At 50.3% G+C, this 25,021-nt stretch carries 17 protein-coding genes; 8 read left to right on the forward strand and 9 right to left on the reverse strand.

Annotated elements, in window-relative coordinates:
- Positions 1 to 3 precede the first annotated feature (3 nt).
- From HMPREF1494_RS03995 to HMPREF1494_RS04005, 3 genes are all read left to right on the forward strand, one after another.
- A complete protein-coding gene (locus tag HMPREF1494_RS03995) occupies positions 4 to 846 on the forward strand; it encodes a conjugal transfer protein (RefSeq protein ID WP_034519809.1) in 843 nt (280 codons plus the stop codon).
- A 321-nt stretch (positions 847 to 1,167) separates the two neighbouring features.
- Positions 1,168 to 3,804, forward strand: a complete 2,637-nt coding sequence (locus HMPREF1494_RS04000) for an LTA synthase family protein (RefSeq protein ID WP_034519812.1) — start codon at positions 1,168 to 1,170, stop codon at positions 3,802 to 3,804.
- 48 nt (positions 3,805 to 3,852) lie between these two features.
- On the forward strand, positions 3,853 to 5,097 hold the full coding sequence (locus HMPREF1494_RS04005) for a nucleotide sugar dehydrogenase (RefSeq protein WP_034519815.1): 1,245 nt from the start codon (positions 3,853 to 3,855) through the stop codon (positions 5,095 to 5,097).
- A 421-nt stretch (positions 5,098 to 5,518) separates the two neighbouring features.
- Here the strand turns inward: HMPREF1494_RS04005 and HMPREF1494_RS04010 are convergent, their stop codons facing one another.
- The 3 genes from HMPREF1494_RS04010 to HMPREF1494_RS04020 are packed head-to-tail and all read right to left on the reverse strand — an operon-like array spanning position 5,519 to position 8,663.
- Entirely contained in the window at positions 5,519 to 6,433 is a 915-nt protein-coding gene (locus HMPREF1494_RS04010; protein ID WP_034519816.1) for a lysylphosphatidylglycerol synthase domain-containing protein, read from the reverse strand.
- Between the two features lie 31 nt (positions 6,434 to 6,464).
- The gene (locus HMPREF1494_RS04015; protein ID WP_034519820.1) at positions 6,465 to 7,565 is read right to left on the reverse strand and encodes a glycosyltransferase; all 1,101 of its coding nucleotides are present in this window, start codon (positions 7,563 to 7,565) and stop codon (positions 6,465 to 6,467) included.
- Positions 7,566 to 7,595: 30 nt separating this feature from the next.
- Entirely contained in the window at positions 7,596 to 8,663 is a 1,068-nt protein-coding gene (locus HMPREF1494_RS04020; RefSeq protein WP_197017146.1) for a glycosyltransferase family 2 protein, read from the reverse strand.
- A 556-nt stretch (positions 8,664 to 9,219) separates the two neighbouring features.
- On the opposite strand from HMPREF1494_RS04020, the gene HMPREF1494_RS04025 reads away from it, so the two are divergent.
- Positions 9,220 to 11,679: a glycosyltransferase family 2 protein gene (locus HMPREF1494_RS04025; protein ID WP_081724100.1), complete on the forward strand. Its 2,460-nt coding sequence runs from the start codon at positions 9,220 to 9,222 to the stop codon at positions 11,677 to 11,679.
- A 17-nt stretch (positions 11,680 to 11,696) separates the two neighbouring features.
- Positions 11,697 to 13,049, forward strand: a complete 1,353-nt coding sequence (locus HMPREF1494_RS04030; RefSeq protein WP_034519823.1) for a glycosyltransferase family 39 protein — start codon at positions 11,697 to 11,699, stop codon at positions 13,047 to 13,049.
- Positions 13,050 to 13,466: 417 nt separating this feature from the next.
- Here HMPREF1494_RS04030 and HMPREF1494_RS11960 read toward each other — a convergent pair whose 3' ends face one another.
- From HMPREF1494_RS11960 to HMPREF1494_RS04040, 4 genes are all read right to left on the reverse strand, one after another.
- Positions 13,467 to 13,931, reverse strand: coding sequence for an excalibur calcium-binding domain-containing protein (locus tag HMPREF1494_RS11960; protein WP_396334927.1), 465 nt, complete (start codon positions 13,929 to 13,931; stop codon positions 13,467 to 13,469).
- Positions 13,859 to 14,065: a hypothetical protein gene (locus HMPREF1494_RS11680; protein WP_306471384.1), complete on the reverse strand. Its 207-nt coding sequence runs from the start codon at positions 14,063 to 14,065 to the stop codon at positions 13,859 to 13,861. The genes HMPREF1494_RS11960 and HMPREF1494_RS11680 overlap by 73 nt, the downstream gene beginning before the upstream one ends.
- A 78-nt stretch (positions 14,066 to 14,143) precedes the next feature.
- Entirely contained in the window at positions 14,144 to 15,439 is a 1,296-nt protein-coding gene (locus tag HMPREF1494_RS04035; protein WP_034519826.1) for an ABC transporter ATP-binding protein, read from the reverse strand.
- A 3-nt stretch (positions 15,440 to 15,442) separates the two neighbouring features.
- Entirely contained in the window at positions 15,443 to 16,276 is an 834-nt protein-coding gene (locus tag HMPREF1494_RS04040) for an ABC transporter permease (RefSeq protein WP_034519829.1), read from the reverse strand.
- Positions 16,277 to 16,511: 235 nt separating this feature from the next.
- Between HMPREF1494_RS04040 and HMPREF1494_RS04045 the strand changes: the two genes are divergently transcribed.
- Together HMPREF1494_RS04045 and HMPREF1494_RS11170 are read left to right on the forward strand one after the other, a co-directional pair.
- Positions 16,512 to 17,777, forward strand: a complete 1,266-nt coding sequence (locus HMPREF1494_RS04045) for a glycosyltransferase family 2 protein (RefSeq protein WP_081724101.1) — start codon at positions 16,512 to 16,514, stop codon at positions 17,775 to 17,777.
- Between the two features lie 52 nt (positions 17,778 to 17,829).
- A complete protein-coding gene (locus HMPREF1494_RS11170; RefSeq protein WP_081724102.1) occupies positions 17,830 to 20,865 on the forward strand; it encodes a DUF4422 domain-containing protein in 3,036 nt (1,011 codons plus the stop codon).
- A gap of 85 nt (positions 20,866 to 20,950) precedes the next feature.
- Here HMPREF1494_RS11170 and HMPREF1494_RS04055 read toward each other — a convergent pair whose 3' ends face one another.
- Together HMPREF1494_RS04055 and HMPREF1494_RS04060 are read right to left on the reverse strand one after the other, a co-directional pair.
- On the reverse strand, positions 20,951 to 22,654 hold the full coding sequence (locus HMPREF1494_RS04055) for a DUF6020 family protein (protein WP_051404707.1): 1,704 nt from the start codon (positions 22,652 to 22,654) through the stop codon (positions 20,951 to 20,953).
- Between the two features lie 23 nt (positions 22,655 to 22,677).
- Positions 22,678 to 23,796 (reverse strand): acyltransferase, encoded by a 1,119-nt coding sequence (locus HMPREF1494_RS04060; protein WP_034519833.1) that lies wholly within the window; start codon positions 23,794 to 23,796, stop codon positions 22,678 to 22,680.
- Positions 23,797 to 24,057: 261 nt separating this feature from the next.
- On the opposite strand from HMPREF1494_RS04060, the gene HMPREF1494_RS04065 reads away from it, so the two are divergent.
- Positions 24,058 to 25,002, forward strand: coding sequence for a glycosyltransferase family 2 protein (locus tag HMPREF1494_RS04065; RefSeq protein ID WP_034519835.1), 945 nt, complete (start codon positions 24,058 to 24,060; stop codon positions 25,000 to 25,002).
- The last annotated feature ends 19 nt before the right edge of the window (positions 25,003 to 25,021 follow it).

The raw sequence follows: 25,021 nt of genomic DNA on the forward strand, positions 1-25,021 counted from the left end.
CCAATGAAGAAAAGCATCGCAGCAATCGCAGTCGCGGGCATGCTGACAATCGGCATGGTTTCGCTGCCGTCCGCAGCCATGGCAGACGAAACCGGCACCTCCGGAGCGACCACGGAAATCGGCCCGAACATGACCACCTGCGACACGGACAGGCTCTGCGACACGTTGCAGCATGTGCATCAGACCGACCAGCAGCTCAAGACCGACCTCGACACCGCCAAGCAACATGCCGAGCAATTGCATCAGAATGCGCATGATGACGCCGATGCGTTGCGCCAGTACAGCGAGCAGGCTTGGAAGAACTACCAGGAAGATCGCGAAGACATCAAGACCGCGCTCGATGGCGCCTCCAAACGCGGTCAGGAGGTGCACGATACCCTGCATCAGGATGCGCAGGATACGCAGGCCCATCTCAACCAGCTGCATACCGATCTGCAGGAAGATCACGCCGCATTGAAAACCCAGCATGATTCGCTCGTCGCCGCACGCCAGGAATGGCACAAGTCGTTCATTCAGGCGCTGAAGGATACGCAGAATGGGGCATCCGGAACCGATGTCACCTCCGGTACCGACTCCGCCGCAGGTAACGGCACGTCGGTTCAGACGGTTGCCGGCAGCGGCTCCGCCACCGGCAACGGCGGCACGGCCAAGTCCGATGCCACCGCGAGCGCGTCATCCGCGAATCAGACCAGCGCGGCCTCCGGTGCCGTGACCAAGTCGGAGTACAGCCAGTTGGCGCAGACCGGTATCGGCATCTCCGTTGCCTGTGCGATCATCCTCGCGCTGAGCGGCCTTGCCTACGCCGTCAAGATGTTCGTGCAGTACAAGCGCGAAACCGCCGAGTAATCCGGACATTTCAGGCGAACCCTGAACATAGCGAAAACGGCTCTTCACCGGGGTGCTGGTAAAGAGCCGTTTATGCTGGTCGCTCGATGACAGAATCTAGATATACTACCGCACCACCTTACCCCCTACTGACCTTGAAGGTCTAATTGTCAACACAACGAATATCCGTCAGATGCCCCTCAATCACCGTTCCTTCCCAGACACCTTTAAGCAACCCGCCAGACACTTACTCGTCCAGAGTCCACCCCTACAATATCGATGTCTCACCGGCACAAGGACAGGAATATTCCCCCAAAGGATCGAGCACTAAAGGACGCGACGATGCACAATGTTTTGAGAGCTCCTCACTCTCCAGCGCTCCCGTATTCGAGACGCCCCGCACAACCAGTCTCCAGTGCAGCACACCGCCTTTCTGACGTCTCTAATATCACATACTCCCCGTCAGATTTTAAATCCTGTCGCAAGACCGCACTCTTCACACGGAAATACCCAATCCATGCCGAATATCCGAAGACTCGCAAAAGCCTCTATGCACAATCCGCCTCTCACTCTCTTTCAGAGGGAACCACTGTTGGTAAAGTCCTGGCCAAAGGCGCTTCGGATTACCCCCAAACCACACGTTATAGCCTTTATATCCAGGGTTTTAAAAAATACCGAACATTTGTCGGCGAAAATCGTCGCCGTAAAACCGTGACCAGAGTCGCGGATGTTCCCGACGCTTCCAACAGCGCACGTACAGTACGGTCCATCACGAAAGTCCTATCCACTGCAGGTCAAGCCACGGTCGGAGCCGTTAAGACAGCGAGTCATGCCATTCGTGTCAGGGCGGCTTCAATCCGTAATGCCTGGCATACCTTTACCCAACGCAGGACCGTCCAAACCATTATCAAGGCCGCTAAGACGACCCATACGCTCTGGCAGAAACGCCATCGTTTCTCCTACTCGTTCTATGCGATTATTTTCACTGCGCTTACCACATTCGAAGTCCTGTTCATCCAATGGGGCATGTATTCCGAGCCTGAATATGCACCGGGGGAAGAAGTCGATGAAGCTACCAGGCAAGCGAACAGCGTCGCCGGGCAGCTACTGCATTTCGTTAGCCAGATGTGGTTTGATAGGCAATATCAGTTTTTACTGAACCTCATCATTCTCGCCGCCCTCTATATCACTTTGATATTCATACTGAATAGATTCTGGATATCAACGGCCATTTTCGGCACGGTCATGACCGTCTATGCCGTTGCAAACCATATCAAGATGGAATCTCGCAACGAACCCATACTCCCCGCCGACTTGAACTTCATCACCGGCGGCAACACGGGAGAGCTAACCTCATTCATTCCAGAAACAAGCCGAGCCTTGGTGAACAGCGCCGTCATAGGTGTCATATGGCTCGTTGCCACCTGCATCGTCATGCAATTCCTTGACGGACGCAATGCGGTCATTCACTGCTCATGGCGTCATCCGTTTGCCAGCGTCAAGAATGCCGTCGGTACCTTGACCCGTATCACTGCAGCCGTACTCAGCTCCACTTTGGTCATATCTTTCGTTTGGGGATTTGGTGATTCTCAGTATTGGTCCACCAATTTTGCCCAAAGCCTTTCCGACTCACCTCAAATATGGAATGGTTTGGCGGATTCCACTGCCAATGGTCCGGTGGTCAATTTCCTTCGTCTTGCGCACACGAAGACCATGGACAAACCTGACGGCTACTCTCGGCAGGCCATGGAGGAGATTGCCAAGAAGTATGCCGAGCAGGCCCAGCAGATCAATCAAAACCGCACCGAAACAATGACGGACAGCACCGTCATTATGGTGTTGTCGGAGACCTTCTCCGATCCGACCCGTGTACCGGGTGTAAGCTTCGCCGAAGATCCGATGCCCTACATACGTCAGCTCAAGAATGAGACGACTTCCGGTCTGATGCTCTCCCCCGGCTACGGCGGAGGCACTGCGAACATCGAGTATCAAGCCCTTACCGGCCTTTCCACGGCGAACTACAGCTCGACACTGTCCGTCGCCTATCAGCAACTCGTGCCATCTCTGAAATGGACGCCGACGCTGAACCAGTATTGGAATAAGAATAATGGCGATGACTCATCCGTAGCGCTTCATGCCTATAACCGTAATATGTACTTCCGTGACCTGAACTACAAAAAATTCGGATTTTCGAAGTTCTATGCCACCGATGGGACACCTCAGCTCACCGACCTGTCCCCCATCGACTCCGCATGGTATGCCTCCGACCAATCGTTCTACAACGACGTTTTGAGTCAAGTGTCCAAAGCAAAAGGCAATAAGTTCTTCCAAGTGGTCACCATGCAGAACCATATGCCTTTCGAAGATTTCTACAACGATAATCAGTTTAAAGAACTCGACACCTCCGAAAACCTACAGGATACCGAGAGAAGCAATATCGAGACATACACCAAGGGGATCAATTACACTGACCAAGCCACCAAGGATTTTCTCGATAGTCTCAATGCCCTAGACAAGCCCATCACCGTAATTTTTTACGGAGATCATCTCCCAGGTATCTATTCAACCGCATATTCTGATCAGAATAATATTCTAGGACTACACGAAACGGATTACTTCATTTGGTCAAACGACGCTTCCACGTCGGCAAACACCAAACTGGACGACCAGACCTCGGCCTATACATCGTCAAATTATTTTTCCGCTCAGCTGGCTCTGCACATGAATGCCAAAGTCAGCCCCTATCTGGCATTCCTCACTGAAATGCATCAAGCAGTTCCTGCCATTTCGGTTCCGGCTTCGGGAAGCGGCAGTTCCGATGAACCCGTATACCTTGACGTATCCGGAAACCGCATCGACAAAAAATCTCTTTCACAAGAGGCGCAGTCGCTACTGCACGACTATTTGCTTATCCAGTACGATATGAGCGTCGGTAAAAATTATCTTAAGGACGCCGGATTCGTCGATTTACCACAATGACTGGCTACAATGTCATGTATCCAACTGTAAATTGAAAGCAGGTTGTCAATGAAAATCGCAGTGGCTGGAACCGGATACGTGGGCCTTTCCGTAGCGCTGCTGCTATCCCAACATAATGAAGTGCATGCACTTGACATAGTGCCAGAAAAAGTGGAGATGCTTAATAGCGGAGTAAGCCCGATCGTTGATTCCGAAATCACGAATTTTCTTACCCGCAACACTTCCGGCGAACGCCCATTAGATTTCCATGCCACCAGCAGTCCGAAGGAGGCCTATTCCAACGCGGATCTTGCAATCATCGCGACACCCACTAACTATGATGCACAGATGAACTATTTCGATACCTCCAGCGTTGAATCTGCAATCAGTACTGTACGCGAATACGCGCCGAAAGTTTGGATTGTAATCAAATCGACCATTCCGGTCGGCTACACCCGACAACTGCGCAATCGTCTACATGATGACCATATCCTGTTCTCCCCCGAGTTTCTGCGTGAAGGCCATGCACTGTACGATAACCTGCATCCGAGCCGCATTGTGGTCGGCGCTCCGCAGGATGATAAACGTTCCGTTCGGGCGGCACGCGATTTCGCAGCATCGTTGGCGCAAGGTGCGGATCCAATGGAATGGAACCGTACGAATCCGGACGGCAGCACCGGTATTCCGGAACTAGTAGTCGGCACCACCGAGGCGGAGGCCATCAAGCTATTTGCTAATACGTATCTGGCGTTACGTGTGGCTTATTTCAACGAACTTGACACTTATGCGGAAAGCCGTGGCCTAAATACTCGCGAAATCATCAACGGCGTATACCTTGACCCGCGTATTGGTGACGGCTACAATAATCCGAGCTTCGGCTATGGCGGCTACTGTCTGCCGAAGGACACCAAGCAACTGCTGGCCAACTACAACCAAGTGCCGCAGAACCTCATCGAAGCGATTGTCGAGGCAAACCGTACCCGTAAGGATTTTATTTCCGATGAGATTCTCAACCAACTCAGGAATGTAGAAAACCCGGTGGTGGGTATTTATCGCCTGACCATGAAGTCAGGCTCCGACAACTTCCGTCAGTCCGCCATACAAGGTGTGATGAAACGACTCAAAGGCGAAGGCCTTGCAGTGGTGATCTATGAACCGACATTGGGCAAGTCTGATTTCTATGGTAGTGAAGTCACATACGATTTGACCGAGTTCAAGCAGCGGGTTGATATTATCGTCGCCAATCGTTGGAATGATGATCTTGCCGATGTGGCCAGCAAGGTATTCACGCGCGATCTATTCAAGCGTGACTGATCTCATCATGGCAAAGTATCGCAAGTGTGTCTTCTTCGGGAAAAGCCTGATTCCCACAGCCCCATATCGTCCGGTCGCTAGCTCACCATTCACTGGACATCCAATTTGGTATGCATATCACTATCATCGTCCTAGGGTTTTGACGAGACATTGGAAACAGGAATTACACTTACCTGCTTTCTCATACTTTCTCATACTTTCTCACAAAAATCTACCGTTGTTTTTGAGAGCGCAAAATTTTAATCCGTTAAATCTACAACCCGCATGCAAACTAGCGTGCACAATGGCATGACTTCAAAAATCGAGTCACAGCTCCTTCATCACCACAGATTAGGGGGGTAAAGGACTAAGCTGGAACATTCCCTCGGATGAAATAGCCTAGATAAACGAGAGGCCCGTCATCCCCGCATGCTTCTTTCTATCATCGCCGTGTCTTCAGCAAGACACCGACACCGGCAAACATTAAATCGGCGATTGTCATGGCAATGCGGCTGATCAGAACGACAGCCAGCACACTGCCAGAGCTAAGTACGCCTGCAAAGAACAGGCCCAGCACACTTTCACGTACACCAGTACCGGCAGGCACAAATACAACTAAGAAACCGACCACCCAAGCCAATGCGTAAGCACCAATAGAGAGCATCAAACTAGCCATCGATGGGCGCATGGCAAAACCACAGGCCAACACCCACACTTGAATACCAGCGATGATCCATGCGACAACTGCCAGCAGCGTAGCCAAACCCAGCCCTTTAAACGTCATCTGCCGTTCCGGAACAGGTCTTTTCAGCAGTTTGAAGCCAAATCCAATCAATCGATTCAACACCGGTGGCATAAGCAGTGCAATCAATACGACCAGAAGTAACACAATCAGCCAAACCGGTACTTGAATCGATACAGATGTGCTCAACACTGTGATGGTTCCAATACCAGTCCCAGATAGTAACGAAATGAGAACCGCGATAGTCATGGCCGTCACGGAACGATGCGCAGGAATCTCATGATCACGACCAATTTCCGCAGACGCGACGATGTTCCATACACCTCCAGGAATGTATTTACCTATCTGACTGATACCAAACAGTTGTGTCGCTACATTCCAATCAAGCATTGAGCCAAGGTCAGCAAGAATCACTTTCCAAGACCACATCGTGAAGAATACGTACACTATCGCCAGAGCTACACTAGCAAAGGCGATATGCCATGGCAATACCGCCAACGCGGAGACCAAAGACCCCCAGTTCTTGACAACGGCCCAAACTAGGCCAACCAGCGCGACAGCCAAAAAAACCCAGCGGAGCAATTGGGAGTCGAATATTTTCTTCAGCTTATTCATACAATCCTCATCAGTATCTTCACCGAACTGGCTATGTCAAAGCATGATCTTTAACCCATTGAGCAAGTTCTTTGGTGATGTTCTCACTGGTGAATCGCTGCGAAACCTCCAGTGCCCTGCGTTGCTTTTTCGTAAGAATGCTCGGATTTGCCACCAAAGATTCGATTGCGTTAGCCAATGATTTCGCATTGCCCGGCTGTACGAACACCACACCGTCACCAAGCATTCTGCGTTGTGGTTTGGTGTCACTAGTGATAACCGCACAACCGACCGCCATGGACTGGTATACCTTGTTCGGCACCACACGCAGACCTTTAGGCGTAGTGGAGAAGATACCTAGGGCGATGGCATGAGAAGCGACCAGAGTGGGCAGTTCCTCGGGCTCCACCCATTCGCGGAACGTGACGTTATCAAGCCCTTTGCAGAGTTCACGGACTTCCTTGTAATCTTGACCCTTACCGACAAAGGTGAAGTTCGGTGTGACGCCACGCTGGGCAAGTATGCGCACAGCCCGAGCAATCACTGGTACACCTTGCAGCGGCGTGTATAAGCCGTAGAACACGATATCAGTTGTGCGAGCACTCACGTAACTGCCAACCTCATACCAGTCATCCGAAGCTCCGACAGGAACCACCATACTAACGTCTTTCGGTTGGAGCATCTGTTGGTGTTCCTTAGTGTCCAACACCACAAGGTTTGCCGCATTGATGGCCATGCGGTCGAGCATTTTCAAGAGTTCGACCTTCAACCCCTGTGCGCCACGGTCTTTTGCAGTGTCTCCGGCGAAAATCAAGTGATCGAGAATAATCGGTACATCTTTGAACATGTGGCGCGCGAATAGCACATCAAAATGACCCATATAGCCAACCAGCACGGCATCGGGTTTGCCGTTGACGCTTATCCACGCCCTGGCACGTCTGGCGAGTAAACGCCACAGCTTCAACAGATTCCAGCAGAATCCAAATATCCTCCACGGCTTTTTAAGGATCTCTACACGCTGAGCGGTACTGAGCTGCAGAGGCTCGTTAATCTCCCCAACCTCGCAGTCGTTCTTGCGCAAACCATCAATGAGAATGCCGACGCGTGGATGTTTGCGCACGTTGTAAGTGCCGAATGCCAAAATTCGCGGCATAGATTCAGGTCCTTCCCATTATCGAATCGTTTAGTCAAGCCCCTGCGCCGGAGAGAATTCGCCGTATTCGTTTTGTTGGGCCCATATTTTCTGATACTCGATAGAGTAGGTAACCTCCTTCATACGTTCAAGCTGGTCTTCCACCAACTTGCGCTGAATGCGCTGCACTTCGGAAATGATTTGTAATGCTATACAGAATGCAGCCAACATGAGCAGGGCCGTACCAAGCAACAGCGACTGCACATGACCTGCACTATTGCCCATGCAGGCAAGCACGAGGAATCGCACGAATGGGACGAGACCGAGAAAACCGAAAATGATGGCAGCCCACTTGAAAATCACATTTGATTTGAACATTAGGAAACTGCGGATGATGGCCCCACCAGACTTGGCCATATGCTCGAAAATGTTGCTAAATAGGCGGGATTCACGAGTTTTTGGGTTGGTGGTGATGGCGTAGGAAGTAATGGCGATGTGTTTGTTACCTGCTTGAATGATGGTTTCCATGCAGTAGCTGAATTCAGTGATGATGTTCAATTTGAGTAAGGAATTTTTGGAGTAGGCACGGAAGCCACTGGCCGCGTCCGGAATATGTGTACCAGCGGCCTTGTTGACCACCCAAGAGCCAAAATGCTGCATCTTACGCTTGAACCAGCTGAACTCCTTGATGGTAGCGGTCTGGCGGTCGCCGACCACGATATCGGCCTCATGGCGGATGATTGGCTGTACCAGCTCGCCTATGGTCTCACTCGGGTACTGATTATCACCGTCAGTGTTGACCACTATATCCGCACCGTGTTTCAACGCATAGTCCACACCATCACGGAACGCACGGGCCAATCCCATCGGTCTTGCATGATGCACAAAATGCCTGACGCCGAGACTGCTGGCTACCTCCACCGTCTTATCGGAACAGCCATCATCGATGACAAGCAGCTGAATGTCATCAATGCCGGGAATCTCAGTTGGCATCTTCTTCAGGACCATAGGCAGTGTCTGTTCCTCATTAAGGCATGGAATCTGGATAAAAAGACGCATAGTAACCTTACTGCAATCAACTTCAACTATATGATGATCTGTCTGGATTTTACGCACCATCGCAGACCGGTGGTGCAATCAAAAGGGCTTCGGCATGACCTGCAGATGCTCTGAGACCCACACTGAAACACTTCCTTCATGTTAATCTCCTTGTTAGAGACAAGGGTTCTCAACACAACGTCGAATCATTTGGTGCTGGCCGCGCTCCAGCCGATGCCTTCGGCACGCCAGCTAGCGTTGACTAGGAATCATTCTCTGACATGCTGACCGTACAGTTCAGCGATACTCCTTACTAAAATGCTTCATGCGCACCCCCTCATATTCTCCTAAGCGGAAAGGATGTCCCTCCTCGCCTATGGAACACCCACAGACATAAACTGAAAAGCGTCCGCCAGCCCTAAACGTTTCGGGAAATTGAATACGGCTACACCGTCCTTGAACGTTCCCTCACAGAAACACCAAGAATGGTGGTGGGGATCCCCACCGCCATCGTGACACTGAGCTACCTTTTAGGAGACTGTACGTGACGAACGGTAAAATAGCGCACGTTCGAAAACGTTATGAATTATGCGGGAATTGCTTTTCCATAACGACTGGATACACCGACGAAAGAGACATGATGGTTGTGCAAATTTTGGGGTTGTGCCGAGGTGACGGTAAAGGATACGTGAAAATCGCAACGAATGTCAGTGCAGATAACCTCAAGGCGACCATCAAGATGACGGACAACTCCATTCTGGAATGCCCCGTGGTGTCCATCGGATTCCCTGGCGAAGATATGACGGCAAGAGTCGGCTGGGGTGATATCTCCTGTGATGGTGTGCATGAGTCCGTAGTGGTTGTACCGCTACTGGACGGCACTCGACTCACAATAATCATTACAGACCGCAACTCTCACACTGTTCTCGGCTCGTTCCCGTTCCACCCAATACAAACAAAAATCAAGTCCCGTTTGACGTACCGACTACGTCCCGAATTTGCAGCCCAAATCCGCGGCATTGAACAGCGGCGAATCTCTGGCACGCCCCACGCTTATGTGACCGGCATTTACCCCGTCGACGAACAGCATTATTCGTGCCGTTTCCATGTACGTTACCCTTATTTCGGCATGCAGGAATCCTGTTCCATTACTGTGTTTGATGCTGCAGCGCACAGGCTTGATCTGTCACCTATCATTCTTGAAGATTCACTCATCACCGACCCGCATGACCACACACGTCAGATTCACGAGCTGGTATACTCAATCATCGTCACAGACAGCAACAAAACCATATGCATCCAGGCCAAGCCAGAACATCAGGACGCTTGCTTCACCTGTATTCTTCCGCCAATGTTCGACGGATTCGTCAACGGCGCCCGTGATCTCACCAAACATGCCTCCTATGATGATGGTTACCACGTGTGGTTCGAGCAGCATCGTGCAACTGTGGCCGACATCCGCAACCAGCGTAGAGTCTGTCAATCCTGGACGGACGAGATGAAACCTCTCATCAGCATCGTGACCGTCATCTTCCATCCTCCAGTCGAATACCTGCAAGCACTCATCGACAGCTTCACCGCACAATCCTACGACAATTTCGAGGTTGTGTTCGTCAACGTCAGTGGCCATGGGCCTGAAGCACAGTCGGTCAACAAACTGCTCGACAAACTCAGCGATCCACGTTTCCGTGTCATCACCGAGGAAAACAAGAGCATCGCTGACAATACAAATATCGGCATTCGTGAGACCCATGGCGATTACATTGCGTTTGTTGACCATGACGATGTAATCGAGCCAGATGCGCTGTATCGCTACATCAGCGTACTGCACAGCAAACCTGATGCAGATGTGCTGTACTGCGACGAAGACCTGCTTGATAACGGGCGATACACTTGGCCAGTGTTCAAGCCGGACTACAATCCCGACCTGCTTAATGCCTACAACTATGTGACACATATGCTGGTGATCAGCCGCACCGTACTTGAACAGGTGGAGCTCTCACCTGCCGACGTGAGTGGTGCTCAGGATTTCGATCTAACGTTGAAGTGCTGCGAGAGGGCACGTCTGGTCACCAACGTGCCATACATGCTGTATCACTGGCGTATGCACCAAAATTCTACCAGCACGAACCCCGACAGCAAGCCTTATGCAGAGACCGCCGGCAGAATCGCTTTGGAACGTCACTTCGAACGCACTGATCTACAAGTGGAGGTTTCGGAATCCGAATTGCCGTTCCGGTACCGTAATCGCTATATCGTTGACAATCCGCCGAAAATAAGCATTGTCATTCCCACCAAGGATCACAGCGATATTCTTCGCCGGTGCCTTAATGCCGTGCTCACAAAGACCGAATACCAGAATTATGACATCACTTTGGTCGAGAACAACAGTACCGAAAGCGAGACCTTCGCCTACTACGACGAAGTCCAGAAGCAGAGCGACAAAATCAAGGTAGTCACTTGGCAGGGAACCGGCTTCAACTATTCCGCTATCTGCAATTACGGTGCCGCGCAATGCGATGGTGAGATTCTGCTGTTCCTCAACAACGATACGGAAGTAATTAACAGCGAATGGCTCGGTTCCATGGTCAGCTTCTTCGCACGGCCGGAAGTCGGCGTAGTCGGAGCCAAATTGCTGTTCCCTGATAATCTGGTGCAACATGGCGGAGTATGGGTATCTTCCGATCAGGTGGGATACTTAGGCGATTTACTATCACACGAAGACGGCGGTTATATGGAGACCATGCGGTACCCATACAATTGTGCCGCGGTAACTGGTGCTTGTCAGATGGTACGTCGCAGCGTGTTCGACGCTGTTGGCGGATTCGATGAAGAACTGGCCGTAGTACTCAACGATGTCGATCTGTGTCTCAAAATTGGAAGACAAGGCTTCTTAGTGGTGTTCGACCCTGAGGCGAAGCTATATCACAGCGAACATACCAGCCGCGGCCGTGATGAGCAGGATGTGCGGAAGGAACGTCGTGCCATCGACGAGCAGGCACGATTCTACGCGCGTTGGGACAAGGATCTGCAACGAGGGGTTTTCATCAACCATCAGCTCAATCAGTACGACGGCCATTACAAAATTGCCTGGTAGGGAGAAAGACAATCCGGATGCGTGCAAGCCTTCACAACATTACTAATCGAGTTGGCGGAATCCGTAATATCATTGCATGGTTGACGATTATCGTCCTTATTCCGGCACTGTTCTTTGGACTTCTTCAAGCAAAATATCATGGCGTGTTCTCGCAAATCGACGAGGGTACGCATATCAGCTATGCTTGGTCGGCATCGCATGGCCGCATTCCCGCCAAAGGCGATACTGTGGAGCAGCCAATCCTTGATGACTGGGCCTGCTCTAGCCAGACTAATGCCGAGTTGCCCCCCTGCGGTGATGCTGAAGATCCGACAAAATTCCCTGCACAAGGCCAACAGTACAATTACATTCATCCACCGCTCTATTATGCGGTCACTGGCTTTGCTGCACGGATAATCGCACATATCGACCATTCGGTATCGTTCGCCCAGGCGGCTCGACTCATGCAGATTCCTTGGATTATCCTAGGCCTCGCCCTTACTTATCGTGCTTTACGAGCATGGGGGATTGACCGACTGTATGCTTACAGTGCCGTAGCCGTCATCCCGTTTGTTCCTGTATTTCTGAACGCGGGAAGCGCCGTGACGAACGATGCGCCGGCACTTGCATGTGGTGCCCTGCTGACTTGGAGCGCTGCGCGTGTGTTCAAACAGCATCGCTGCGATTGGTTGCCTGCAGTGATGGCGTTACTATTCTGTCTGATGAAGGGCACGTTCGCTTTCGGTTTTTTGGGATTCGCGGCGACGGTATTCGCAACATCCGCTCTATGGTGGTATCTTGGTGACGTTCGTCTAGGGCGCAACGGCATCATCAGTTCATGTGCGACCGGTATCGTCTCCCTGCTGTGTATCTTCGGATGGTCAAAATTTCAGAATATGCGTGGCGTAGAGAACTGGCAAAATCCCAATTCAGTCTACCGTCCCAAAATAGAGGGAAGCCCTGTTTGGGAATGGATGAAAACAGCCTTGTCGGGTCTTGACTTGGGCGCGTTCACTTCCGCCGGCCGTGATATGTCGGACCAGCCTGCTTTTATCATGTGGTCCGCTTTATTGACCGTGGTAATGATTGGAGCCGTAGGTTTTCTATACTTCCAGCACGACGGCGACGTCTCCCATACCATGCTACTGGGGACCACAGTGTTCTCCATGCTTCTGTACCCTACACTGGTGCAGATTCGTGAGTATCTGAGCAGCGGTCTGATGTTTTCCGTGGTAACCGTACGCTATGGCATGTGCCTAGTCCCGTTGGTACTGTGTTGTTGGGCGCTGGCGCTGCAGAATCGGAAGTCACGCATCATCGCCGTCAGTATGCCGTTGATCGGCATCTGCTGTGGATTCGCCTCAGTACTGACGGCTGCGATGTTAGTTTGACTATATTCTTGCTTATGGAATTTACTCCGCATTCCTTTTCCGAATGACCTATCAGTCAGATTTTCTTCAACGATGGGCGGAGAGATCTCTAGCGAATCCATCGGTGGATACGGATTGCACTGGCGATACACCGGCGTCGAGCCGACCGACCAGCAACCAATGCCTCATACTTCTAGCCTTGCTCACCAGAGCATCATGCACCCAAGCCTTGGTCATGTAGTGATGATTTCCACCGCCTGTTACTCCAATGGAATAAGGATTGTATTCAAGACAAGTATATTAGTCGACAGCTCAATCAATATGACGGTTACTACAAGATTACTTGGCAATCAATGGTTTATCCGCATATGAACGGGGATGTCCTCTACTTACCCTTAGTGGAAGGACATCCCCGTTCATATGCGGATAGGTATGTATCTACTCGCAGCCGATACCGTCATTGTCTGTATCAAGCTTGCTGCTATACCCTGGGTCTCCACGATAAATGGGGGCTCTGCCAGCAGCTCTTACGGCTTTACAGTTTTTGAATGGTGCTTCAGAGGGAGAGGTACCCCACGGTGCAGAAGAGGCACCGCCAATACCATACCAAGCAACACCTTCGTCTCGCCTTCCACGACTGATCAGGTAAGAAGCTTCACCTGGATTCAGCGTGTAATTGTGCGTGCCAGTATGCGCATAAGGATTGTATTGACGCTGAAGAGGGAATGAACGATTATCATCCGACGAATACCAGCCAATTCCTTCATCGGTCCATCCGGCAGATACCAAAGCGTCTCGTTCTTGTGAACTCACCGTGAAATGATGGTCCCCTACGTAAGGATTGTATAGACGATACACCGGGGTACCAGATGAAGTGGGGCGACCCAACCGGCACCTTCCCATCGCCACCCGGCGCGGCGGAGCCCATCCCTTTCATTTGCGCTGCCTGTATAGAAGTGTTCTCCGGAATGCCTGTTATATAGACGATACATAGTGTCTGCCGCACTAGAGTCGGCATGAGCAAGCGGTACCATCATTGCGATTGAGCTCAATCCAACGAGCGCTGCCGCCAATGTACTTGAGACGCAACGTTTGATGGTCGACTTCTTCAACGTTCAGTCCTCCATTGGTCTCTGCCTTGTGGCAAGTGTTTCGTCCAAGCTTTCATACGCCATAGAGACCTTGTTGATTAGGGCGAAATTATCCTTTCCTTTCGCATCACGCAGGGAAAAATCACATGAATTTTCCTCATTGGTGAACGCAATCATCTCCGCAGTGTCCGGATGGGAGCCATCCCATGTATGCAGTGATGCAACAAGACGGAAGTCGCCATTATTGAACAAATCCATTGGTAAATGAAAATGCACCGTATGATGGCCTTTCCGGCTCAGGTCAAAGCTATCGCCATAAGGCAGACCACCTCTACGAAGATCATGCATGGCCAACGCGACGTAAAAATTTTTATCTCCGCGATAATCGTATTCAACTTCAAAATCAAAACCACCAACAATGGTGCAGACCGGCTCTTTTGATGGCTTTACGTTCAACACGGGAACGGTGGCGCTCAGACCTAACGGATACTTTGGAGCATCGTTTTTCTCTTTCTCTTCCGCCACACTTTTCTTCTCGCGACGCAGATTCTCCAACGTGTAACGGTCCGCTACATCGTCTTTATTGCCGGAAGCAATGATTTCGCCGTCCTTAATAAGAATCGCCTTATTACAATACCTTTTGACCGCATCCATGGAGTGGGTCACGAGAATGACGGTCTTGGTCGGGTCCTTTTTAATCTCGGCGAAGAAGTTATCACACTTCCGTTGGAATGCCTCGTCGCCCACGGCGAGAACCTCGTCAAGTACAAGGATGTCGCCTTGAGCCTTGATGGCCACGGAGAAAGCAAGACGTACCTGCATGCCAGAGGAATAGTTCTTGAGTTTTTGGTCCATGAATTCTTCCAACTCGGCGAACTTCACGATGTCGTCATACATCGCATCAATTTCCGTACGAGTAAAGCCAAGCAAGGCACCATTCAGATACACGTTCTCACGACCGGTAAGCTCCGGATTGAAACCGACACCAAGCTCAATGAACGGCACCAACTTACCCGTAACCGTAACCGAGCCCTGTTCCGGAGTGTAAATCTGGGAAATGATCTTCAGTAACGTGGATTTGCCGGAACCATTACGGCCGACGATACCGAAAAAGTCACCTTGACGCACCTCGAAATCGATGTCGCGCAACACATGCTGTTCGGTGTAGCCCTTAATGCCCTTCGTCCAGTTCAGAAAGGCCATCTTCAGCCCTGTAGCCTGTTCGGTGGGCAACCGAAACATCTTGGCAACGTGGTCAACCTTCAATACCACTGGACGTTCGTCAACAGTTGTCTTCTCAGTCATTACAACCTCAGTCATGGTTTAGAGCACCTCTGCGAATTTGGAGCTGTACTTGTGGAACACGTGAATTCCCAGCCACAGGATGAACGCAGATAGCGCGTATGGCAGCAGGCAAAGCAGCTTATTGTCGACCATGGTCCATACGGTCGGCACATACTCCGGCGAAAGCAGGTTATGGCGAATATCCATAATCGCCTGCGTGGTCGGATTCAACATCATGATGTCGGCGGCCCAAGAGAACTCCTTATTCTGGGCCACCATGGAAATCGGGTAGATAATAGGCGTCGCATAGAACATGGCCTGTAGCACAACTTCCCAAATATGCGCGACATCACGGAAATAGACATACAACGAAGCAAGCAGCAGGGCCACGCCAAGGCCGAGCGCATACAACTGCAGAATACTGAACGGCACCAGCAGCACATGCCAAGTGTAGTGTGCGTGGGCGAAGAAACCGAACAGAATCACCACGAGCAGGTTGATGCCCAGTGAAATCATGGAACCCATGGTTGTGGCAGCCACGATAATATAGTTCGGAAAGTGCACTTTGCGCAACAAGTCACCTCGGCCAACGATGGACTGCATACCCATGCTGGTGGATTCGGAAAAGAAGCTCCACAGACAGGTACCACACAACAATGAAATCGGGAATGTAGGGGTGCCATCAGAAAACTTCAGAAACTTCACGAACACCACGTACATCACAGCGAACAGCATCAAAGGCTTCAATACGGACCACACCATGCCGAGAAACGAGCCCTGATAACGTAGCTGAAAATCGGTTTTCACCAGTTCCTTGAATACCACCATCGCATAGTGGTATCTCTTTTTGAGACCGTCAAAAAAGTTCTTCACAAGCGTCCTATTCTACTAGCGCAAAGCGTTTGGGCGCAAAATGTGGCGCACCCATCTTCAGCAATATTTAATAATTTTCTATTGACCAAAAGACGTTTACCGCACAACGACAAAATATCTCACATGCCTCTCACAGCCAGACCCCAATCTGGAGGGGCAAGAGACTTCATCCTCTTCGAGCTCACACCACTACCGGTTTCGCATACTGACGTATACGCATTAAGCTGGAACCTACATGAAGCCGAGCACCACTGAGCAAGGGGTCTGTATGCCGCAACTCTCCATCATTATCCCCACCTTCAACAACAGTAAATACCTTCTTGAGTGCGTGCATAGTGTGACAACCCAGGAATTCAAAGACATCGAAGTGATAATTGTCGATGACGCCAGCACCGATAACACCCCCACCATCGCGGCTGAGCTCACAACTGAGGATTCTCGCGTTCATTTCATTCGGCATTCTCGGAACTCTGGAACCCTCGCGTCTCGGAAAACAGGAGTACTTACCTCGACAGGGCGTTATGTCATGCTGATGGACCAGGATGACGAACTTGCCAGCGGTGCGCTGAGAAAACTTCTTGATTTTGCGAATGGCTATCCAGCGGATATCTACCATTTTGGAGTACAAGTGATCGCGGCCAACGCTTCAGCGCAACAGGCAGCCGCTGGAATGACAACATTTCTCACCCCTATACCACGCAGGTTGAACGGCGAAACAATACTCCTCACCCAATTTTCCCCGAATGGGAACTTCGACTGGCACGTACATCACAAAATGTATCGAGGCGATTTAGCACGCTCCGCTTATGCGCTGGCTGCCAATCAACGACTTGTGCTTTCCGACGATCTATACGTGAGTTTCATTTTGGACTCTATAGCATCAACCTATATCAGTATTCCCAATTCACCATGGTATCTCTACCATTTAGGCCGTGGAGACACATTAGGACATAAGCTCACACCCGGCTCGCTGAGCGTTATGGCACAATGGGACGCTCAGGCCCTATCCATGCTAACTACGTTCATTTCCCGAAATCATACCAAAATCCTTCGCTCCGACTGGAGTGATCGTCTCGCCGATGTACGCGATAAACTCATCGAACATACCATGAACGAATGGAAAGACAACCTGCCAGACAATGATAAAACGCGGGGACTCCAGCGAATACTCGATATTTGGGCACCTGACACGGTTTGCGGAGAACTGTACCGATACGTAAGGGACTACGCCTACGCCTATCTGGTTGCCGACAATCGACAATCCGAGGCCAGTCGAAGCGATCAAAAACAGGCCGAATGGTATTTACGCAAGGTGCAGCATATAGAACGGCTACACGGGCTTCCTAGTAAGTCCGATAACCGGCACTATCTATCACTGCGAAAAACTGCGTACAATCATCTGTATGACTCTGGCATTCTGCAGCAACCGCAACAAGAGACAACCAAATCAAGGGATAATCGCTTGGAGGTTATGTTGAAAAGACTGTTTGCAGGGCACTGAGACGGACTTTTAGTTAGACTCTAATAAGCTTCACAACCGAATGAGAGATACAATGCCGAAAATTTCCATCATCATCGCCGCTTACAATGTCGGCGACTACCTGCAGCAGTGCCTCGATAGCGTGGCAGCACAGACGTTCACCGACTATGAGGCGGTTGTCGTAGATGATGCCAGCACTGACTCCACCGCACAAATCATTGCACAAGCTGCCGCACAAAATTCACGCATCGTTCACGTCACACACGAACACAACCAAGGACTTCACCTCACTCGTAAAACAGGTGTTGAGACCGCGACTGGTGAATATGCATTCTTCTTAGATGGCGATGACGATCTCGCACCTGAAACTTGCAAGCAACTTGTCGATGCAATGGAACTGTGTCCTGCCGATATCTTGCACTATGGTATTACCGTCATCGGAGAGAACAACATTCTCACCGATGAGTGCCATGACTTCGAGGCATTCAATAATGCACCGACGGAAGATTGCAAACAGGCCGATATCGCGAGCAATATCTATGATCAATCTCGAGGGCAGAAAGTTGATTGGCGCGTCACACAACGTTTATATCGCACTTCACTCCTCAAAAAAGCTTTTGAAGCCATGAGTCGTGATCGGCTTGAGAGAGCAGAGGATGGATATGAATGCCTAGTCATTTCGTCTTTGGCTCAGACATACCGTTCACGCAAAGACTGTCGCGGATACCGTTACCACTACGGACGCGGAGTCACCGGCACGAGTGAAATTTCCGCTGAAAAATATGGCACATTCTGTCGACAATTCAACCGTTGCTTCTTAGCTGCGACAGACTATGCCACGAAATATACCGAGATTGATTTGCAGGCTTGTGTTCGTGGCTATAGGGAAAAAGCCACCGAACTACTGGCTAACGATTGGAAAGTCAGGGTTCCAGAACAAGAGAAACGGAAAGCAGCCAAACAGATGGAAGCCGTCTTCGGTCCCGCTATTACTGGTAGAGAAATATATCGCTTCGTACGGGATGACGCCTACGAAAAAATTGTGACCGGTGCGGAATCATCCGTAGATGATGCCCTCCATCATTGGTTCTCAATTGCAAAAGAATTCAAAGTGACAGAGGATTGCAAAAATCTCAACGCCATACGATTTCTCAAGATGAAACACAGTGCCTCCACTCATATGGTTGATTTGGATGCGCGCATCCGCAATGAAGCATCTTTTCAGTCCTACGCCAAGCAGGGCATCCGCATCTTCGTCACCACGCACAAAAACGTTGACCTGTTCGACAGCAATATCATGCAGCCTGTGCAAGTCGGACCAAAAACGGAGCGGTTCCCTTGGGCGTTCCACGATGATGAAGGCGAAAACATCGCAGACCTCAACCCACGTTACTGCGAGCTGACCACACAATACTGGGCATGGAAAAACATCAATGCCGACTACTATGGCTTCTGCCACTATCGTCGCTATTTCGATTTCACCGAAACCGAGCATGAGGAGAACCCATTCGGTGAGATCATGGACGACTATATCGATGCCAAAGCCGCACAGGAATACGGTTTGGACGATGCAACCATCGCGGAAACCGTCAAGCAGTATGACGTAATCACCACGCCGTTCGGCAATCTCGAGGAAATCATCAACAAGTACGGCACACCACGGGCCTTGTGGGAAGCCGCCCCCCTGCTGCACGACGACGATTTGCAACGCTGTTATCATATTCTGTGCAAGATGTACCCGGACTATAGGCAGGACGCGGACGCCTTCCTTAAAGGTAACACGGCATGCTTCTGCAACATGTTCATCATGAGGAAGGATATCTTCTTCGACTACTGCTCTTGGCTGTTCCCCATTCTCGAGGAATTCGATAAGCAGACCGATTACGGTACATACAGCAAAGAAGCCCTTCGCACGCCGGGACATCTCTCCGAACGTTTATTGAACATTTATCTGATGCATCATAAGCGCATCGGCTCCAACTGGAGATTCAAAGAGTTGCAATGCGTACATTTCACCGATCCGGAACCGGCGGAAAAGCTCGGGCCACTCACCGTATATGACAAGCCGATTATTCCTGTGGTGTTCGCCGCTGACGACAACTATGTACCGCAACTGGCCACTACGGTTTATTCCGCCATAAAGAACGCCGATCCGAACTACCTCTATGATGTGGTGGTATTGCAGCGTAATATCGCCTGGGACAAACAAGAGCGTCTACGCGATTTCTTCAAACGATTCCCGAATATGTCCCTGCGTTTTACCAATGTGGAACGCGAGCTGGCCGGGTATGACCTGTCCACGAATAATGCGCATATCAGTATCGAAACCTACTACCGTTTCCTGATACAGGAACTGCTGCCCTTCTACGACAAGGTGCTGTATCTCGATTCCGATATCGTCATCAACGGCGACATCGCGGAGCTATACCGCACCGATCTGCAAGGTAAGCTACTTGGTGCGATTCGCGACATCGATTATCTTGCCAACCTCAATGTGAAGCACGGTGACCGTATGAAGTATACGAAAGACGTATTGAAGATGAAAAATCCATACGATTACTTTCAGGCGGGTGTGCTGATCTTGAACACCCGGGCCATGCGCGAACGCTACACCATCAAGCAGTGGCTCACCTATGCTTCCAATCCAGCCTTCATATATAACGATCAGGATGTGCTAAACGCGCACTGCGAGGGTAACGTACTGTACCTGCCATGGGAATGGAATGTAGTGCATGACTGCGGTGGCCGTGTCGGTAACTTGTTCGTGCAGGCTCCCGGTGACATCTACGATGCCTACATAAGGTCGCGCAGCAATCCGCAAATCATCCACTATGCCGGTTTCCAAAAGCCTTGGAACGACCCGGATTGCGATTTTGCCTCCATATACTGGCGTTACGCCCGTGAGACACCGTTCTACGAACGTCTGCTCAAGCGCATGGTGAAGGCCAATGAACCGAAGGTACCGGAAAACATGTTCCAACCGCGACACGAGCGTGCCGTCGGGGAAAACAACCCAATTCGCAAGGTCATCGATCCGCTGATGCCAATCGGTTCCAGGCGCCGTGATGTAGTGAAAGCCATTGTTCGAGCGGCTCGCGGACGACGCTGAACGGCAAACAGGACGGCAGCATCATGAGACTGGAGACCTACGATGAGATCCCGAAAACACCCGGTCTCATGATGCTGCCATACCGCTACCTTTGCGCTGGCCGACTCATATCATTGATTCCGTCTGCGTGCTTGCACATAAGCGTAAGGAACAACGGCGCGACGCAGATCAGTTGCAGCACATAACGCGTGGGCTCGCCACCCATGCCCGATACCGGGACCAGCAACAGATACACGAAAGACATATCCACCGGGAGCATGGAAGCGACACGACTCAATCTGCCCTTTCCCCGTCTCAAAGCCATAAACAGCATGAAGGATGGCAAAATGGAAGCCCACAGTGCCCTGGAGAACAAAGCGTTCAACACTGGAATACTCTGTTCCATATCATAAACGGACCTAGCGGTATCACTTCTGTACGCCTTCAATGGCCATTGCGGTATATATTTTAGAATCGGATCGTAATACCAAGCGGACTCGGTGCACACCACCATATAGTTCGGCGTGCCATCGTTATTGGAGAAACTGAACCATCCACGAACAAGGCCCATCCATGACTCCAGATGCCCGATTGGATGTTCCACAGTCTTCTTCAACCATAGCTTGATAAAATCATTGAACAAATCCGGGTCCTTCAGACTGGTTCCTTTGACGGGATCGGCTATCTGCGGATCATAGACCTCAGGAATTTTCTCATAGTCAATAGTCAAAAAATTCGAGACCAATTTCTTTTCCTGATCAGTCATATCGTTGCCGTTGTACTTGATATCGTGAGCCACCTGCTGAATGGCAAACGAGATGCTTTCCTGCTTGCCCCCGGATTCGATGCCCAAAGCCGGCAGAACGAACTTTGGGATCAGAACCATCATGATGATCGCGATCACAGCACCTATCGCAAAAGAAATTGCTTTAGCCTTCTTAGAAACATGGATCAAGAACATTAGCAGTAAGGACGGCACCACCACGTAGACACCAGCTTTTTTTGTCAGACACGCCAACAAGCCGCAAATGAAGAGCGTCGCGATAACGCCAGAGTTGTTCATCGCTTCACCACGAGTTCGAATTACCTCCACAAACAGGATGCAAAACGGAATAAAGAATAGGACGGATATAGTGTCTTTAGCCAAAGAAGAGAACATCACCGGAAAGACGGGGAACAATGCGAAGAACGCAAGCTCCGCATGGCACAATCCTCGCGGAAGTCCGATTTTTTTCGTATACGAAATCATCCAGGAAAACAGCAGAGGCGCAGCCGCCAGCTGAAGCATGATCAGGCAGTACAGCCCAAAGATCGGGTTCCGGAAAGCCCACTGCCCAAAGTCAGCGAACCAACCAAACAAATAAGTTAGAGCGAAAGGATGATGATCTGTAAATTTTTCAACGCCATAATGTATGAGCAACTGCTTTGACGTATCGGACCAATAGACTCCGGGAAAAAGCCAAATAATGTACGGTAGCCAGCAAACGATGATCGCAACGGCATTTTTCAGTATCGCTCCAGCAGAATACCGGTAGTCAAAGAAACGGTGTACCGTCCCCTTGTCCGAAGATGCATGGCCGACCATATCCGAACGGCGACGGTGCAATCTGGCAATCAGACGATCGACCGCATAAAACAAGATAGTGAATATCGTGCAGAAAAAAACTATCTTCACAAGCAACGCAACTTTGCCCTGCAAGATTGTTCCGTCAGGATTGGAGACCTCGTCTCCCAATCCGAACATGATTCCAAGTACCAAAGGCACAATAAGGCGCATTTCCAAATGATTTATAGATATATTTTTTTTCATATTTCTACTAACCTTTTACTAAATCAAAGTACAAAAAGTTTTTTAATGAAAGGAATCTTTCTCAGCAAAACCGTAATAAACAGACATCCTGCAAATACACAGATACACAACAGTACATTCACTACGGTGAGCGCTATCGAATTCAAATTTCCAAGACCATTGAATAAAGAGGTATCCTGCGCTCGGCACAGTAAAATCAGACCAGCCATATGTAGCATGTAGATGCCAAATGTATTCATGCCAATGGCACGGAACATCTCGGCTCCGAATCCACGCATCCGCACTCGCCCCAATGCGAGCAGCAGCAGAAGGGTGGCAACGAAGGTCGGCAAAAGCCAATAGCCATTCTCCACTGTCAGAACGACACCCTTAACCGCATGCTGGTAGCGTTGAATCAACACCGTCACCGCATAGCAGACAATGATGCCGCATGCTGCCATGCCTTGAGAGATTTGGATATCACCATGAGCCGCTTCCTCTATTTCCGAACCGTGCACCAATCTCCTACCAACAAGTCCGCCGACCAAGAAATACAGTAGTACATACCCATATGAGCCGAAAATATAGTACTCATCAATCGAATTCATGATTGACGCAAAATCATGATGGGTCAATGTTCCAAGTCCCTGCAGGACGAGGGATACCGTATCCTTGCCTACAGTAAAGCCAAACAACACCGCCATCAAAGCATGAAGCACAATCCTGCGATCCGAATCGAATGCCATCTTCGCCAGAGGTAAGATAAGATATACGGCAATTAGCGCATTCATAAACCAGAAATAGCCAGTAGGATATCCACCTAAATTGCCGCCAAGCAGAAATATACAAAAATCCTTAATCGTCACGGTTTGGGAGCCGTCAACGTAAATGAAAAAAATCGCTGCAAGCACCTTCCAGATGCTCACGATAATGACGATATTGAGGACTTTCCTGTAGTGGCGATGCTCATCTAACGGTCGCGGCAATAACAAGGCGCCATTGACTGCAAAAAACAAGGGAACGCAAACCACACACATGACAGTTACCAAGGTACCGGCGATTCCGCTGGAATAGTATCTCGTGTAAAGCGAATAGTGAAGCATGACCACAAGGAACATTGCCAACGTTTTCGCTATATCATATCCAACTATACGTTTTTTCATCTATCTTGCATCGTTTCTGTCAACGGCGTTCATACAACTTTATATTCATCCTACACAGCAATATTAATTCCATCCACACGCTGCCCTCTGACAAACAATTCCCTTCTTGCAACAAGCAGTCCCCTTCTTGCGAGGATACTCAGCGAAAGAGAACAAGGACCCGTACCAACGTCATCTCATCCATGAATGACCGTTGAGCCACTCGGCTGGGTGGCCTATGCCCATCGCCAGTCGGCCAGTGCAAAGGATATAGTGGATCGTATGCTAGAAAATTCGAATCCTTCCGTTGCCGTGCTACTGCCCTGCTACAACGAAGAAGTGACTATCGGCAAGGTCGTGCGTGACTTCAAGACCACACTGCCCCAAGCCGATATCTACGTGTACGATAACAACTCCACTGACCGCACCGCCCAAATCGCCGCTGCCGAAGGTGCAATCGTCAGGAAGGAGCCCCGCCAGGGTAAGGGCAATGTAATTCGCGCCATGTTCGAGGACATTGACGCCGACGTGTACATTATGGCTGACGGCGACGATACCTACCCCACCGACGCTGCGCCCGCCATGGTTGCCAAGGTCCTCGAAGGCTACGATATGGTGATTGGCGACCGTTTGAGCTCCACCTATTTCCAAGAAAACAAGCGACCCTTCCATAACTTTGGCAATCGGCTCGTACGAGGTTCAATCAATAGCCTATTCCACGCACATGTCACCGACATCATGACTGGATATCGCGCATTCTCCTTCACGTTCGTCAAGACCTACCCTGTGCTTTCCAAGGGTTTCGAGGTCGAAACCGAGATGACTATCCACTCGCTGAATAACAACCTTCGACTGTATGAAATGCCGATTCAATATCGGGATAGACCGGCCGGTTCCGTCAGCAAGCTCAACACCGTAGGTGACGGCATCAGGGTATTAGGCACCATCTTCCGCATGATCCGTGAATACAAACCCCTGCCCTTCTTCGGTGGGTTCGGATGCCTGATCGGCATTATCGGATTAGCGCTATGTGGCAGTGTAACCTTGGACTTCTGGCACACCGGCATGGTCGCCCGTTTCCCCACACTCGTTGGCGCAGTGATGCTTGTGATCACTGGTCTCTTGCTCATCATCGCAGGCATCATCCTTGACGTCATGGCCAAGAATGACCGTAAAACCTTCATCCTGGAAATGAATCGGTTCTCCCTGACGAGGCGGCACATGTAGAATATGCCGAGACCTATCC

Source organism: Bifidobacterium sp. MSTE12 (genome assembly GCF_000513015.1).
Lineage (GTDB): Bacteria > Actinomycetota > Actinomycetes > Actinomycetales > Bifidobacteriaceae > Bifidobacterium > Bifidobacterium dentium.